Below are 13,837 nucleotides of genomic sequence, written 5' to 3'. Positions count from 1 at the left end.
AATTGGTAATATTATTTTACCAAATGGAGGATCAGCCATGGAAATGCCAACGCCAAATCCTGACGTTTTGCGCCGCAAGGCCGTTGTTCTTCAGCGTTTGTTGCAGGTCATGCCCGAAGACGCGGTGATTCACGAACCGTCAGAAACGCGCGCGTATGAATGCGACGCGCTGACGGCGTATAAGTGCCCTCCGATGCTGGCGGTTCTGCCGGCGACCACGCAAGAGGTCTCGGACGTTTTGCGCATCTGCAATGAAGAAGGCGTACCGGTGGTTCCGCGCGGATCGGGTACGTCATTGGCCGGTGGCGCCTTGCCCACGGCGGATTGCGTTATCCTCGGGGTCGCCCGGATGAATGACGTTCTTGAGGTCGACTATGACAACCGCTTCATTCGCGTTCAAGCAGGCCGCACGAACCTAAGCGTTACCGGAGCGGTCGAGGAAGACGACTTCTTCTATGCGCCGGATCCATCGTCACAACTCGCCTGTGCTATTGCCGGGAACATCGCGATGAACTCGGGCGGGGCGCATTGTCTGAAATACGGCGTGACCACCAACAACCTGTTGGGCGTAAAGATGGTGCTGATGGATGGCAGCGTGATCGAGATCGGCGGTGCATATTTGGACTCTGGCGGCCTAGACCTGTTGGGCGTCGTCTGCGGTTCTGAGGGACAATTGGGCGTCGTGACCGAAGCCACACTGCGCATTCTGCGCAAACCAGAAGGTGCGCGACCCGTGCTGATGGGATTTGATGACAACGAGGTTGCCGGGCAATGCGTGTCGGACATTATCAAGTCGGGCATCCTGCCAGTCGCGATCGAGTTCATGGATACGCTTTGCATTCGGGCGTGCGAAAATTTCGCCCATGCCGGTTACCCCGACTGCACCGCGTTGCTGATTGTCGAGGTCGAAGGATCCGAGGCTGAGATGAACGATCAACTGGCCAAGATTATCGAGATCGCCAAGCGTCACAATCCTGTCGAACTGCGGGAAAGCCGGTCGGCCGAGGAAAGCGCGAAAATATGGTTGGGGCGCAAGTCGGCTTTCGGCGCGATGGGTCAGCTGAACGATTACATGTGTCTGGATGGCACGATCCCGGTTTCTTCCCTTCCCGAAGTGCTGCGCCGGATCGGCGAGATGAGCCAAGACTACGGTCTGCCGGTCGGCAATGTGTTCCATGCAGGTGACGGCAACATGCACCCTTTGATCCTGTTTGATGCCAACAAACCCGGTGATCTGGAAAAATGTGAGGCGTTCGGAGCCGACATTCTGAAGCTTTGCGTTGACGTGGGTGGATGTCTGACCGGCGAACATGGGGTTGGGATCGAAAAGCGCGATCTGATGTCCCACCAATACGCCCCAACGGATCTTGAGGCTCAGATGGCCATCAAGGATGTATTCGATCCGAATTGGCTGCTGAACCCGGCCAAGGTGTTCCCATTGCAGGCGTCTGAGTCGCGGCGTATCGCACGGATTGCCGCGGAATAGTAGGCTCTAACAAAGAAGAATTGTCATGAAGCCAAAGACAGAAGCCGAACTGGCCGAGATGGTGGCCGGGTTGAATGAACCAATGCGCATTGCGGGAGGCGGTACGCGGGGAGTCATGGCTCCGGACATAGCGATTGAAACCAGCGGACTGACCGGCATCGCCCTATATGAACCCGGCGCGCTGACGCTGGTGGCGAAGGCCGGCACGCCGGTGGCCGAGATCGAGGCGGTATTGGACGCAGAAGGCCAGCAACTGGCGTTCGAGCCTATGGATCACCGGGGACTGCTGGGAACCAGTGGCACACCGACCATAGGCGGTGTTGTGGCGGCCAACGTATCAGGGCCCCGGCGGGTACAGGCTGGAGCGTGCCGCGATTTTCTGTTGGGCGTGCGTTATGTCGATGGCATGGGTCAGATCGTCAAAAATGGCGGGCGGGTCATGAAAAACGTGACCGGCTATGATCTGGTCAAGCTGATGGCGGGGTCCTGGGGCACTTTGGGTGTGCTGACCGAAGTTTCGCTGAAGGTACTGCCCAAGCCCGAAGTCTCTGCCACCCTCTCCGTTCAGGTGCCCGATGTGACGACTGGAATAGCGGCGCTGTCCGCTGCTTTGAAATCCCCGTTTGAAGTCAGCGGCGCGGCTTATGACCCGGACAGGGGATGCGCCTTATTGCGCCTCGAGGGCTTCGCACAGTCTGTGACCTATCGGTTGAACCAAATGAAATTCGTGCTGTCCGGTTTCGGCGAGGTTACCGAGCAGGAGCAGTCCGGCGCCTTGTGGGCCGACTTGCGCGACGTCGCCGGATTTCACAGCCAGAACGGCGACGTCTGGCGCATTTCGGTCAAACCTACAGATGCGCCGGAAATCGTCGAGCGCATCCAGGCAGACCAGACGCTGCTGGATTGGGGTGGTGGGTTGATCTGGGCCTTGGTGCCCGTTGGAACTGATTTGCGGGCGCAGTTGGGGGCGTTCGAAGGTCACGCGTCCATCGCGCGGGCAGAACCTGAAACCATAGATAAGCTGGGAAGGTTCCAGCCTGAAAGCGCAGGAATTTCGGCTCTAACAAGGGGCATACGGCAGCAGTGTGATCCGCGCGGTGTGTTCAATCCGGGGCTTATGGGGTAGTCAATGCAGACGACATTCACCGAAAAGCAGTTACAAGACCCGGCGATTCAACGATCGAATGCCATCCTGCGGAACTGCGTCCATTGCGGGTTTTGCACCGCCACTTGTCCGACCTATCAGGTCTTGGGGGACGAGTTAGACAGCCCGCGCGGTCGCATCTACCTCATCAAGGACATGCTTGAGAACGACCGGGTGCCGGATGAGAAAACGGTCAAACACATCGACCGTTGCCTGTCCTGCCTTGCGTGCATGACCACATGTCCCTCGGGCGTGCATTACATGCACCTGGTCGATCACGCGCGGGAATACATCGAAGAAAACTATAAACGCCCCTTCTCGGATCGTGCGTTGCGCTGGGTGCTGGCGCAGATCCTGCCTTATCCGATGCGGTTCCGCTGGGCCTTGATCGGCGCCAAACTGGGTCGTCCGTTCCGCTTCCTGATTCCGGACGCCCGGTTGCGCGCCATGCTGGATATAGCCCCCAAATACATTCCCCCGGTCAGTCGAAATGACGACCCGCAAAGCTTTGCGGCAAAAGGTCCCCGGCACAAGCGCGTTGCTCTGATGACAGGCTGTGCGCAAAAGGCTTTGAACACCGACATCAACGACGCAACTATTCGTCTTTTGACCCGACTGGGGTGCGAGGTCGTTGTGGCCAAGGGGGCCGGGTGCTGCGGTGCGTTGACCCACCATATGGGTAAAACTCACCAAAGCCATGAGGCCGCAAAAGCTAATATCAGATCCTGGACAGAAGAGATGAACGGCGACGGATTGGATGCGATCGTCATCAATACCTCGGGCTGTGGAACCACGGTCAAGGATTATGGCCATATGTTTCGAAATGATCCCCTGGCCGAAGACGCAGCACGGGTGTCGTCTGTTGCAATGGACGTCAGTGAACTGCTGATGCAGTTGGAGTTACCACAGCGCGAAGACATGAACCTGACCGTGGCTTATCATGCGGCATGTTCTCTACAGCATGGTCAAAAGATCAAAACGCACCCAAAAACGCTGTTGAAACAGGCCGGTTTCACAGTGTTAGAGCCTTCTGATAGTCATTTGTGCTGCGGCAGTGCGGGGACCTACAACCTGATGCAGCCCGAGATTTCGGGACAACTGAAGCAACGCAAGATCAAAACACTTGAGGCCAAAAAACCGGATGTGATCGCGGCCGGAAACATCGGATGTATGATGCAGATCGGGTCTGGCACGGACATACCCGTGCTGCATACGGTCGAGTTACTGGATTGGGCAACAGGCGGGCCGAAGCCGCGGGCGTTGCATAAACAAGCCAGATCAGAGGTTCCGATCCTCATATAGACCAGCCTGATGCAGTTGCGCACCACTCGACACGATAAAACGACACGGGTTCCATCGCCCTATTTTTGCCGCACCAGAGGCGTAGGAAAATAAGCCGATAGCAAAGCCGGAGTGCCGATTGCGAAACTGGATCACAGCATTGGCGCTGGCTTTGACGCCATTGTCCGCCACAGCTCAGGACACCGGGTTGAAAAGCCTGGACACTACTGATGCCGGGCGTGCGTGGATGGCTGTCGGGCGGCTGGATATCAAGGACGGCGCCGGGTTTTGCACCGGGACGCTGATTTCTCCGACCCTTGTTTTGACGGCCGCTCATTGTCTGTTCGACAAGGTGACCGGTCAGCGTGTTGATCTGGCCGAGGTTGAATTTCTGGCCGCCTGGCGTCTTGGTCGCGCGTCTGCCTATCGGTCTGCGCGTCGGGCTGTTGTCCACCCAGAGTATGAATTCAGCACCGAGGCGACCGCCTCGCGGCTATATAATGACATCGCGCTGATTGAGCTGTGGCAGCCGATCCGAAATACCACTGTGATCCCCTTTGAGACCGGAGATCGTCCGGCACATGGCGCAGAAGTGGGGGTCGTGTCTTATGCGCAGGACCGGGCCGAGGCCCCCTCGCTACAAGAAGTGTGCTCGGTCATGACGCGCAGATCCAACGTTTTGGTGTTGTCTTGCGACGTTGAGTTCGGGTCGTCAGGCGCGCCGGTTTTTTCATTTGAAGGGGATCGGCCACGCATCGTTTCGGTTGTTGCGGCAAAGGCCGAATTCAACGGACAGCGCGTGGCGGTCGGGACCGCCGTCGAGGATTCACTGGAATTGTTGCAGGCCGAGTTGTCGGCCGGTCGCGGATTTGGCGCGTCCTCATCCAATGGTGGGACACGCCGCAATATTGGAGCAAGGTTTATTAAACCATGAGTCGTCTATTTCTGAATCTTTTGTTGCTGTTTTCCGTTTCCGCCACTGCAACTTACGCCCAAGCCGCCAAACGCAAACTGACGGATCGCGACGACCTTTACGGGTGGGAGGCGGTTGGACGTCTGGACATAGGCGATGACGGGTTTTGCACGGGCACCCTGATTGCGCAGGATTTGGTTTTGACCGCCGCGCATTGTGCGCTGGACAAGGCTACCGGCGAACCGTACCCGCCGGGAATGGTGACCTTTCGGGCCGGGCTAAGCGGCAAGGACGCGCTGGCCGACCGCAAGGTTGTTCAAATCGCGGCGCACCCGGATTTCGTGGTAAATGGTCCGGTGTCCGCGCCGCGCGTGAAGGTTGATGTGGCTCTAATGCGTCTGGACGAACCGATCCCTTATTCCATTGCCGACCCATTTGCCCTGCATCAGGGCCGGGTCACGGGAAATGAGGTCAGCCTGGCATCATACGGACGCGGTCGATCAGAGGCGATTACACGCGAAAGGTCCTGCCGAATACTGGATCGAGACCAGGGATTGATCACGTTCAACTGCGATATCACCTTTGGGTCCTCCGGTTCTGCCTTGTTGGCCAGAAACGGCCCGCGCTGGCAGATTCTGTCCGTGGTATCTGCGGTCGCGTCCAACGGGTATCAGAAAGTCGGGTTTGGTATGGAACTATCTGGAATCGTTGCCGAACTCAAAGCGGATTTGCGACGGGATGCCCCGCGCCCACAGGCAACGATACGCCGTTTGAAGGTCGGGTCGGGCAAGTCGAATTCTGGTGCGAAGTTCATCAGTTCGGGCGGGGGTTGAACTCGCTCAAATCGCTACCCATGTGAATTGTGTCGGGTCGCCACAAGCGGGGCCCGTATCAACCCGATGCCCGTCCGAACGGAGGGCAAAACACAGATCGCTCTGATATGAGGATATGACACATGCGTAGTTTTGATTTTGCACCGCTGCACCGTGCCACCGTTGGTTTCGACCAGATCGCCGACATGATGGATCGCGTGCTGACCAATGACGTGGCTCAGCCGAGCTACCCGCCGTATAACATCGAAAAGACCGATGCCGACACCTATCGCATCTCGGTTGCTGTCGCCGGCTTTTCGGAAAATGACCTGTCGGTCGAAGTGAAAGAAAATGCCCTTATCGTGGCCGGCAAAAAAGCCGCCGAAGACAAAGAGCGCAGCTATCTGCACCGTGGCATCGCCAACCGCGCGTTCGAACGTCGCTTTGCGCTGGCCGATCACGTGCGCGTCACCGGCGCCAACCACGAAGACGGCATGCTGAACATCGACCTGAAGCGTGAAGTGCCCGAAGCACTGAAGCCACGCCGGATCGAGATTTCTTCGGCCAAGGCCATCGAAAAGGATGTAGTGGACGCCAAAGCCGTGAACTAAGGCGACACTAATACGCCGCGATAATCGTTCCTCTCTGGATTATCGCACCATACGCCCCGCGTTCCTCCAGGCGCGGGGCGTTGTTTGTTTGCCATGTGGATTTGCGAGTTGCCGAACCTGCTTGCCGCACCTGACTTTGAGTGAGAAGGTCACCTGCAAGTAAACAAGCCGAAGCGGGGAGCGACATATGGGCGAAGGTGATCTTGGCATCCTGTATGCGCTACTCGTTTTGTCGCCGTACATCGCTGTCGGTCTGTTTTGTTTGATCGGGACATTTCTGCTTTTTCGGAACGGACGCGGTTCAAAGATCGTAGGGGGCGGAATGCTTGTTCTTGCGGTTTTCGGCGTCTTTGGGATTCCTGCCCTGAACAGCTTCGTGCAAGACGGCGAAGCGGGTGAGTTTCTGTCAGATGCGGTGTTGCCTGAGGCCATCGACATGCATGATGCCAGTGTTCTGGTCGTCGGATCACAATCCCCGGACTGCGCATTGATCTGCGACAGGATGATTGACGGTGGATATGCGTCGAAGATCGCCGAAGTTCGTGTGGGGCAGGGCCCAGCCGAAGAAGTTTACCGAGCTGGTCCGTTCGACCTGACCAGTTTGGCGGGCTATGTTCAGGATGCAAAAGGGCGGCCGCTGGTCACGAAACAGGTCACTGATGACGTTGAGTTCGTTCTTTTCAATGAAACGCATTGGTTGGCTTATCATGACGCACAGTCGTTTCTGCAATTTCCTGAGCGGGCCTATAGCGGCGTTTTCCTGTTTCGGGTGACTGATCCACAAGCCTTCGATATCTCGCAGGCCGAGCTTGTTTTGCGCATTTATCAGTCTGAACAGAAACTGGGTAGGTTCCTTTGGTTTTCGGAAACAACCAATGACCAAGCCCTGCCGAGCGACGCGCAAATCGCACAGATATTTGAGGATGCTTTGTCGAAGGGCGCTGCACCATCAACTGTCGACCAATAAGAGTGGCGAACGTACTTCGGGTTGGGAAGCTTTCGCAAAAAGAAACCCCGCACGTTTTGCGCGGGGCCTTTGTGCATATTGTGGGCCGCTCAGTGCCCGGCGGTTACCGAACCGATTGACCAGAACATCGTTTCGCCTGAGGAATCGTCGACACCGTCATTGTCGGTCATCACAAACGCCTCACCCGAGGGCAGGATGGCCAGACCTTCGATCTTGTCCAGAACGTAACCGCCGGTCGAGGCCAGATCGGGCAGTAGGTCGCGGACCTCTTCCTTACTGACAACTGGCAGTTCACCACTCAGCGGGGCCGGGTTCATTTCCGACAGCGGGATGCGATAGACCTTTTTGGTCACGGCACGGTGGTCATGCTGGTTGTCGCGCTCAATGACATAGACATGGTCCCCGAAGGCCACGATTTCCGACAGGCCGACCCAGCCTTTTTCGGGTTCAGCTTTTGGGTAGTGCACCGCCCCCCATTCCTTGGTCTCAAGGTTGTAGGCCACCAGTTTCACGTGGTCCTCGGGGTCGTCCTTCCATTCTCGCTGAACCGCCATCCACAGGGTGTTGCCGACCTTGGTGATACCCTCGAAGCCGAAGCGCTTCTCAACAGCCATCAATTCTGGCGGCAGGCCGATCTCGTCCTCGCGGTCCTTGATCAGGCCATCTGCGGACACATGGTAGATTGCGTGCGGGATAACCCGGTCGGTGCGGCCTTCGGAAGCGACGTAGAAGCCACCCTTGCCGTCCAGCGTGATGCCTTCAAGGTCCAGCTTTTGTGCCGGGTTTCCGTCTTGGCGATGGATGCGGATCACATCCACGATGCGGGCCGGTTGCTGACTGGGGTCGATCTTGAAGATCGAGGGCTGGAAGCCATAAAAGCTGTCGTTGACCGCATAGATCATACCATCTTCACCCGCGACCAGGCCGGAGAGGGCACCCCAACCGATCAGCTCATCCGTGCCTTCCGAGGTCAAATGCGGATAGTTGGCGGGGGCGTCCTGATACTCAAAAATCGAAACATGCGCACGCGGGCCGCCATCTTCGATCAGGTCTTTTTCGTTGGCCGAGACCAGCAGATTGCGCTCGGGGATGGCAACGTAGCCTTCCGGCCCAACGCCCGAAGGCAGCAGCTGTTTCAGGACCGGGTTTGCAGGGTCGGTGGCATCATAGACACCGACGACCGAGGCGCGCTCGGCGCCCACAAAGATCATTGGCGTACCGTCAAAGGTCGCTGCGGTTACGCTTTCAGGCTCTACGCCTTTGGCGTCCGAGCGTTTGTCGGGGTAGTGACCGATCTGGATGATGGCCTTCTCGAAATCGGTGCCGTTCTCATACACAACGGTGCCGTCCTTGTGGAAGATCGTCCAGCCGCGCGAACCGCCTTTGTAGTCACCTTCGTTGGCAGTGGCGAAATGGTTGTCGTCGATCCATTTCACCGCATCAGGCTCGCGCAGGCGGCCCTTTTGGCTTTCAGTGAAGATCAGTGCGCCGCGTTCGTCGGTGGCATCGATGCCTTCCAGATCAACCGCGCCTGCGGAGAAATGGCTGACCACGTTGCCATCTTTGTCGACGACTGCGATGTGGTTGTTCTCCTGCAGGGTTACTACTGTTTCACCCAGATCATTGATGTCCACGAATTCCGCTTCTGGATCAGTAGGCGCAACCTCCGCCAGCCCAGTCAGCGAGGCTATCTTCATGCCCGCGCAGTCCAACGCGCCATCTTTCAGTGGTACCAGCGCCAACGAACCGGCTGGCAATTGCGGGATGATGCCATCGTTCAGGTCTTCGTCACGCTCGTTCTCGATCGCAACAGCAACAAAGCTGCCATCGGGGGCGATGGCGACGCTGTCTGGCTGGCCGCCCAGATCACAGCCACCAGTTTCGGCCTTACCCGCGATATCGACCGAGATCAGTTTGCCCGAAGGGACTGTGTAGCTTTCAGAGGTGTTCACACCCACAAACGCCGTCGCGCCAACGATACCGACGGAGGTCGGCTCACCGCCTACACCCATTGCGCCCAAAGGCGTGGGGTTTGCGGGGTCGGTGATATCGACCATCCCGATCACGCCCAGCGGGCTGTCGGTATAGACCAGTGTCATGCCGTCCGCTGTCGCCGCGATAATCTCGGGTGAGGTTTCGCGGTTGGTATCGGCCCCCTCGGCCATGTTCTTGACGACGGGGAATGACGCAATTCGGTTGAAATTCTTCTCTGCCACAGCCTGACCGGCGGTCAGGGCAAAGGCAGATGTCAGGCAGACAAGGCGCAATGACATCGGTTGGTGTCCTCTCTCACTTGGATGCGAGGGGGATGAACCGGGGTCATTGCGTTGTTGTGACAGTTTGACTGCAGTTTTATGACAAATACAGGGTCAGAAAGGCCATCGCCTTTTGGCGATGGCCGTTTTGGATCAGACCGACATGCAGACGTATTTCATCTCAAGATAGTCTTCCATGCCGTGATGGCTGCCTTCGCGGCCCAGACCGGACTGCTTGACGCCGCCAAACGGGCCAAGCTCGGTCGAGATGATGCCGGTGTTCACACCAACGATGCCGTATTCCAGCGCCTCGGCCACTTTGTAGACGCGACTCAGGTCCTTGGCGTAGAAATAAGAGGCCAGACCAAAGATCGTGTCATTGGCCATGGCGATCACGTCGTCTTCGTCCTCGAACTTAAACAGCGGGGCCAGCGGACCAAAGGTCTCATCCTGCGCGACCATCATGTCCTGCGTCACACCGGTGACGATGGTTGGCTGGAAGAAGGTGCCACCCAAATCGTGGGGCAGACCGCCGGTCAGAACCGCGCCGCCCTTGTCAGTAACGTCCTTGATGTGTTCCTCGACCTTGGCGACGGCTTCTTCGTTGATCAGCGGGCCGGTGGTTGTGCCCTCGGCCAGACCGTCGCCGATTTTCAGCGCTTCGACAGCAGCTTTCAGCTTGGCTGCGAATTCGTCATAGACACCGGCCTGCACGTAGATGCGGTTGGCGCAGACGCAGGTCTGGCCATTGTTGCGGAACTTGCACATCATCGCGCCTTCGACGGCCGCATCAAGATCGGCGTCGTCAAACACGATGAACGGCGCGTTGCCGCCCAACTCCATCGAGCACTTCATGACCTGATCGGCCGCCTGTTTCAGCAGGATGCGCCCCACTTCGGTCGAGCCGGTGAAGGTCAGTTTGCGCACGCCGGGGTTCTCGCAGAATTCCTTGCCGATCTCACTGGCGCTGGAGGACGGCAGCACGTTGAACACGCCAGCCGGAATACCAGCCTGCTCGGCCAAAACGCCCATGACCAGCGCCGACAGCGGGGTCTCTTTGGCCGGACGGGCAACGAAAGCACACCCGGCAGCCAGCGCCGGAGCCGCCTTGCGGGTGATCATCGCGTTGGGGAAGTTCCAGGGCGTGATCGAAGCCGCAACACCAATCGGCTGTTTCAGTACCATGATCCGCTTGTCGCGCTGGTGGCCCGGGATTGTCTCGCCATAAACGCGCTTGGCCTCTTCGCCAAAAAACTCGATGAATGATGCACCATAGCCGATTTCACCAACAGCTTCAGCCAGCGGCTTGCCCTGCTCGGCAGTCAGGATTTTGCCCAGATCTTCGGCGTTTTCCATCATCAGGTCATACCAGCGGCGCAAGATCACGGCGCGTTCCTTGCCGGTCAGCTTGGCCCATTCTTTCTGTGCGGCTTCGGCCTGCGCGATTGCGCCTGCGACTTGTGCGCGGCTCAGATCTGCAACTTCGGCCACGACATCGCCGCGTGCCGGGTTGGTCACGGCAAAGGTGCCATTATCCCCATCGACCCACTGACCGCCGATATAGGCTTTGGTTACAAGCAGATCGGGGTTTTTCAGGATTGATTTCAGGTCGGTTGTCGCGTCCAGCATGGGTCAGCCTCCGGCAATAAAAATTTGTTAGCACTCAAACAGGTGCCACCCGGATTGTCTATGGCCACACGTCGGGTCAAATCAATCCAGTTTTTGGATGGTAAACGTGACGTTTTTTGCCTACCGCGCGCATTCATGCGATCTGAGCTGTCAGTGTCAACCCGCCTATCTTTTTTCTGCGGAGTTTGCCAAAGTTCCCGAGGATTGTATGCCCAGGGGGATGTAAATGATCGTAACATTTCCTATCTTGTTGGGTGCATAAGTAAAAAAGGGATAGGACAGATGTCGAACCAGCAGTTTGATGCGTTGATTCAGGAAACGCAGCAAAAAGTGCGCGAAAGCCAGGCTCAGATCGAAGGGCTGACATCGCGGATCGAAGCCGCGCGCGCCAAGATTGGAACCGCCGAGGCGGATATCGACATCGAAAATGCCACGCTTGAGGATGTGCACGCCCATACTGAGGTGATGAATGCGAATATCGCCGAGCTGATCATGGGGCTCGATGATGTCACCAACGCGTTTTCCAAGGATTTTGACGAAATGCGCTCGAAAACCGGGTGGGAATCGTTCGTCGGCATCTTCGCAAAGGCGAAATCCGAGTCGATGCGGCAGGAGCGGATGCGCACCGCCAATATCGACGACAAGCTGCAGGACCTGATCGCCAAATCCGACGTGATTGTGAAACTGCTGGAAGGGCAGCTGTCTGTGCTAGAAGAACAGCGTGTGAAGGTCGAAGAAAACCTGACTGGTACGCTGGATGACCGTGAGGCGACTGTGGCCGAGCTTGAGGCGCTGCGCGCCGAGATTCAAGGCATGGACCCGACGATCATCACGCTGGAGAACAAGATCAGCGTCGAACAAGACGCTGCCGCGCGCACCCAGCTGGAAACCGAACTGGCCGAACTGAACAAGCAATACAACGCCAAGGTTCAGGAAGAACAGGTCAAGCTGGCAAAGTCCCAGACGCTGGAGCGCTATATCGAAAAGGGCAAGACCTGGGTCGACTCACTTCAAAACCAGGCGGCGACGCAAATGGTGCTGATCAACAAGCTGCAGACAGACACGCAGCAACGCGTGGTGCTGTATGACGCCCTGACCAAATCGCTGAAAACCGCGCAGCAGCAGGACGTGGCCCACCGCATCAACGAGATCGGCGTGCAGACGGACCAAGAGGCGCAAACCGCCATGGCCGCCATCGGCACCGCGACCAACCAGAAAATGGCCGACATGCTTGAGGCGCATGAGGACCACATGGTCTTTGCCCGCGACGTGCTGGAGAAAAAGGCCAAGGCGGATGAACGCTTTGCCCGCCGTTTCGCCTCGATTGTCGAGAAGCATGATAAGAACCTGTATGGGGGGTGAGGGTTCAATTCGTTCGCCGCTAAAGATGCTAAGTTCAGCAGTGGGCGTTGCGCTCTTTGGGGCGCTTCTCATCCTATTCGGGTACATGACACAATTGATTCCAGCATACCTTGGTCCCGATCTGAGATTGATGATGTTTTTTGTGCCATTGGTCTTCGCGCTCGGATCTTTTGGAGTTTCAGCCGTGTTCGCAGTCTGGGGCATTGTTTGGCTAGTATTCGAGGTATTCCTTCTATTGGTCGATAAGCTAAATGACTGATCCATCCCAAGACCACGTCGGCCTGACCGACACCTTCGCCTCGCGCCGCTATTTCCGCAAATTCGAGGTGATCACCGTCCACCTCCTGCGTGTGGCCGCGACGATGGAGGCCGAGGGCGCGATCAGCAAACAAGAGGTGCGGATCGTTTCGCGTTACCTTTCGGGGCTGCTCTACACTTTCCGGGCGCTCTCCATGAAATACCTGTTGGTCGGGCGCGATACGGGCCGGTTCTTTGGCAGCCTCGCCATGGACAAGCGCGACAGCGGCTTTCCGGTGGCGGCTGAGCTGCTGACCATGGCCAATGACGCGCAACAGGCGCAAGTGCATCTGGAGAATATGCCCTCGGAAGACGACCTGAAAACCGACATGGTGAGGACGATCATCGCTGATCAGGAAATCCCCACCAAACTGCAATTCGCGCTGTCTCAAAGGCTCTATTACGAGGAATTGCTGAAGGGGCAGCTGTTCTGGGCCCGCAACGATCCAGAATGCCACTGGATCGGAAATGAAGGGGACCGGCGCAAGTTCATGATCCACTGGGCGGTCTACGACAGCCAGATCAACCTGCCGGTCATCTACCTGATGCAGCTAGAGGACAGCGGCAAGACGGCCCTACCCAAGGACCAGCGTCGCTGGCCCGAGGTGCAGGCGCATCTGATGGCGCAGTCTCTGGGCGGGCTGAAACTGGTGACCATCGCCAAGGGCTTCGATCAGGACTTTGACGACCTGCATCCCAAACACATGCGGCGCATCCATGTGGGGCCGATGTATTCCTCGGCCTATACCGAACAGTCCGGCCCGTTGCGCCAGGTGCTGGAGGACGCGCAAGCGCCCGAAGGTCAGGACTGGGCTTTGGCATGGACCACCGAGGAACTGGAAAGCGAAGAGGTGATCGAAGAACGCGCCGGGTGGTTCTCGACCGTTGAGCGCGAGGTCTTTGCGCTGGACCCGTTCGGCGGGCAGGGGGCCGAAACCGGCGCCACCCGCACCCAACGGTCCATCATCCTGCCCCAGCGCCCGTTTCAGGTGCTGGCTGAACGCAACCCACCGGGTTTTGCTGATGTACGCAAGTTCGTCGTCAGCAAGACTGGACAGGTGTTGAGATATTGAAGACAGC

Annotated in this window: 11 protein-coding genes; 9 read left to right on the top strand and 2 right to left on the bottom strand. The window is 57.6% G+C overall.

The window, feature by feature from the left end:
- Positions 1–37 precede the first annotated feature (37 nt).
- The 7 genes from GOW16_RS19050 (at position 38) to GOW16_RS19020 (ending at position 7,214) form a co-directional block, all read left to right on the top strand.
- Positions 38–1,486 (top strand): FAD-linked oxidase C-terminal domain-containing protein, encoded by a 1,449-nt coding sequence (locus GOW16_RS19050; protein ID WP_170418399.1) that lies wholly within the window; start codon positions 38–40, stop codon positions 1,484–1,486.
- A 25-nt stretch (positions 1,487–1,511) separates the two neighbouring features.
- A complete protein-coding gene (locus GOW16_RS19045; RefSeq protein ID WP_170418395.1) occupies positions 1,512–2,612 on the top strand; it encodes an FAD-binding protein in 1,101 nt (366 codons plus the stop codon).
- A 3-nt stretch (positions 2,613–2,615) separates the two neighbouring features.
- On the top strand, positions 2,616–3,932 hold the full coding sequence (gene glcF / locus GOW16_RS19040; RefSeq protein ID WP_170418392.1) for a glycolate oxidase subunit GlcF: 1,317 nt from the start codon (positions 2,616–2,618) through the stop codon (positions 3,930–3,932).
- Between the two features lie 118 nt (positions 3,933–4,050).
- Positions 4,051–4,845, top strand: coding sequence for a trypsin-like serine peptidase (locus GOW16_RS19035; RefSeq protein WP_170418389.1), 795 nt, complete (start codon positions 4,051–4,053; stop codon positions 4,843–4,845).
- Positions 4,842–5,657, top strand: a complete 816-nt coding sequence (locus GOW16_RS19030; protein WP_170418384.1) for a trypsin-like serine peptidase — start codon at positions 4,842–4,844, stop codon at positions 5,655–5,657. The genes GOW16_RS19035 and GOW16_RS19030 overlap by 4 nt, the downstream gene beginning before the upstream one ends.
- A gap of 122 nt (positions 5,658–5,779) precedes the next feature.
- Positions 5,780–6,247 carry an Hsp20 family protein gene (locus GOW16_RS19025; RefSeq protein ID WP_170418381.1) on the top strand — a complete coding sequence of 156 codons (468 nt, stop codon included), beginning with the start codon at positions 5,780–5,782 and terminating at the stop codon, positions 6,245–6,247.
- Between the two features lie 187 nt (positions 6,248–6,434).
- Complete coding sequence (locus tag GOW16_RS19020) at positions 6,435–7,214, top strand: hypothetical protein (RefSeq protein ID WP_170418378.1); 780 nt, start codon at positions 6,435–6,437, stop codon at positions 7,212–7,214.
- Between the two features lie 89 nt (positions 7,215–7,303).
- On the opposite strand, the gene GOW16_RS19015 is transcribed toward GOW16_RS19020, so the two are convergent.
- Together GOW16_RS19015 and GOW16_RS19010 are read right to left on the bottom strand one after the other, a co-directional pair.
- Positions 7,304–9,487 carry an esterase-like activity of phytase family protein gene (locus tag GOW16_RS19015; RefSeq protein ID WP_170418375.1) on the bottom strand — a complete coding sequence of 728 codons (2,184 nt, stop codon included), beginning with the start codon at positions 9,485–9,487 and terminating at the stop codon, positions 7,304–7,306.
- Positions 9,488–9,622: 135 nt separating this feature from the next.
- The gene (locus GOW16_RS19010; protein ID WP_170418373.1) at positions 9,623–11,098 is read right to left on the bottom strand and encodes an NAD-dependent succinate-semialdehyde dehydrogenase; all 1,476 of its coding nucleotides are present in this window, start codon (positions 11,096–11,098) and stop codon (positions 9,623–9,625) included.
- A gap of 282 nt (positions 11,099–11,380) precedes the next feature.
- Between GOW16_RS19010 and GOW16_RS19005 the strand changes: the two genes are divergently transcribed.
- Positions 11,381–12,460, top strand: a complete 1,080-nt coding sequence (locus tag GOW16_RS19005) for a hypothetical protein (RefSeq protein WP_170418370.1) — start codon at positions 11,381–11,383, stop codon at positions 12,458–12,460.
- A gap of 251 nt (positions 12,461–12,711) precedes the next feature.
- Positions 12,712–13,830, top strand: coding sequence for a hypothetical protein (locus GOW16_RS19000; RefSeq protein ID WP_170418367.1), 1,119 nt, complete (start codon positions 12,712–12,714; stop codon positions 13,828–13,830).
- Positions 13,831–13,837: the final 7 nt, after the last annotated feature.

Origin of the sequence: Ruegeria atlantica (genome assembly GCF_013033965.1) — a bacterium.
Taxonomy (GTDB): domain Bacteria; phylum Pseudomonadota; class Alphaproteobacteria; order Rhodobacterales; family Rhodobacteraceae; genus Ruegeria; species Ruegeria atlantica_D.
Note: the sequence above shows the minus strand (reverse complement) of the source record. Positions and strands in the feature narration are given on the sequence as shown.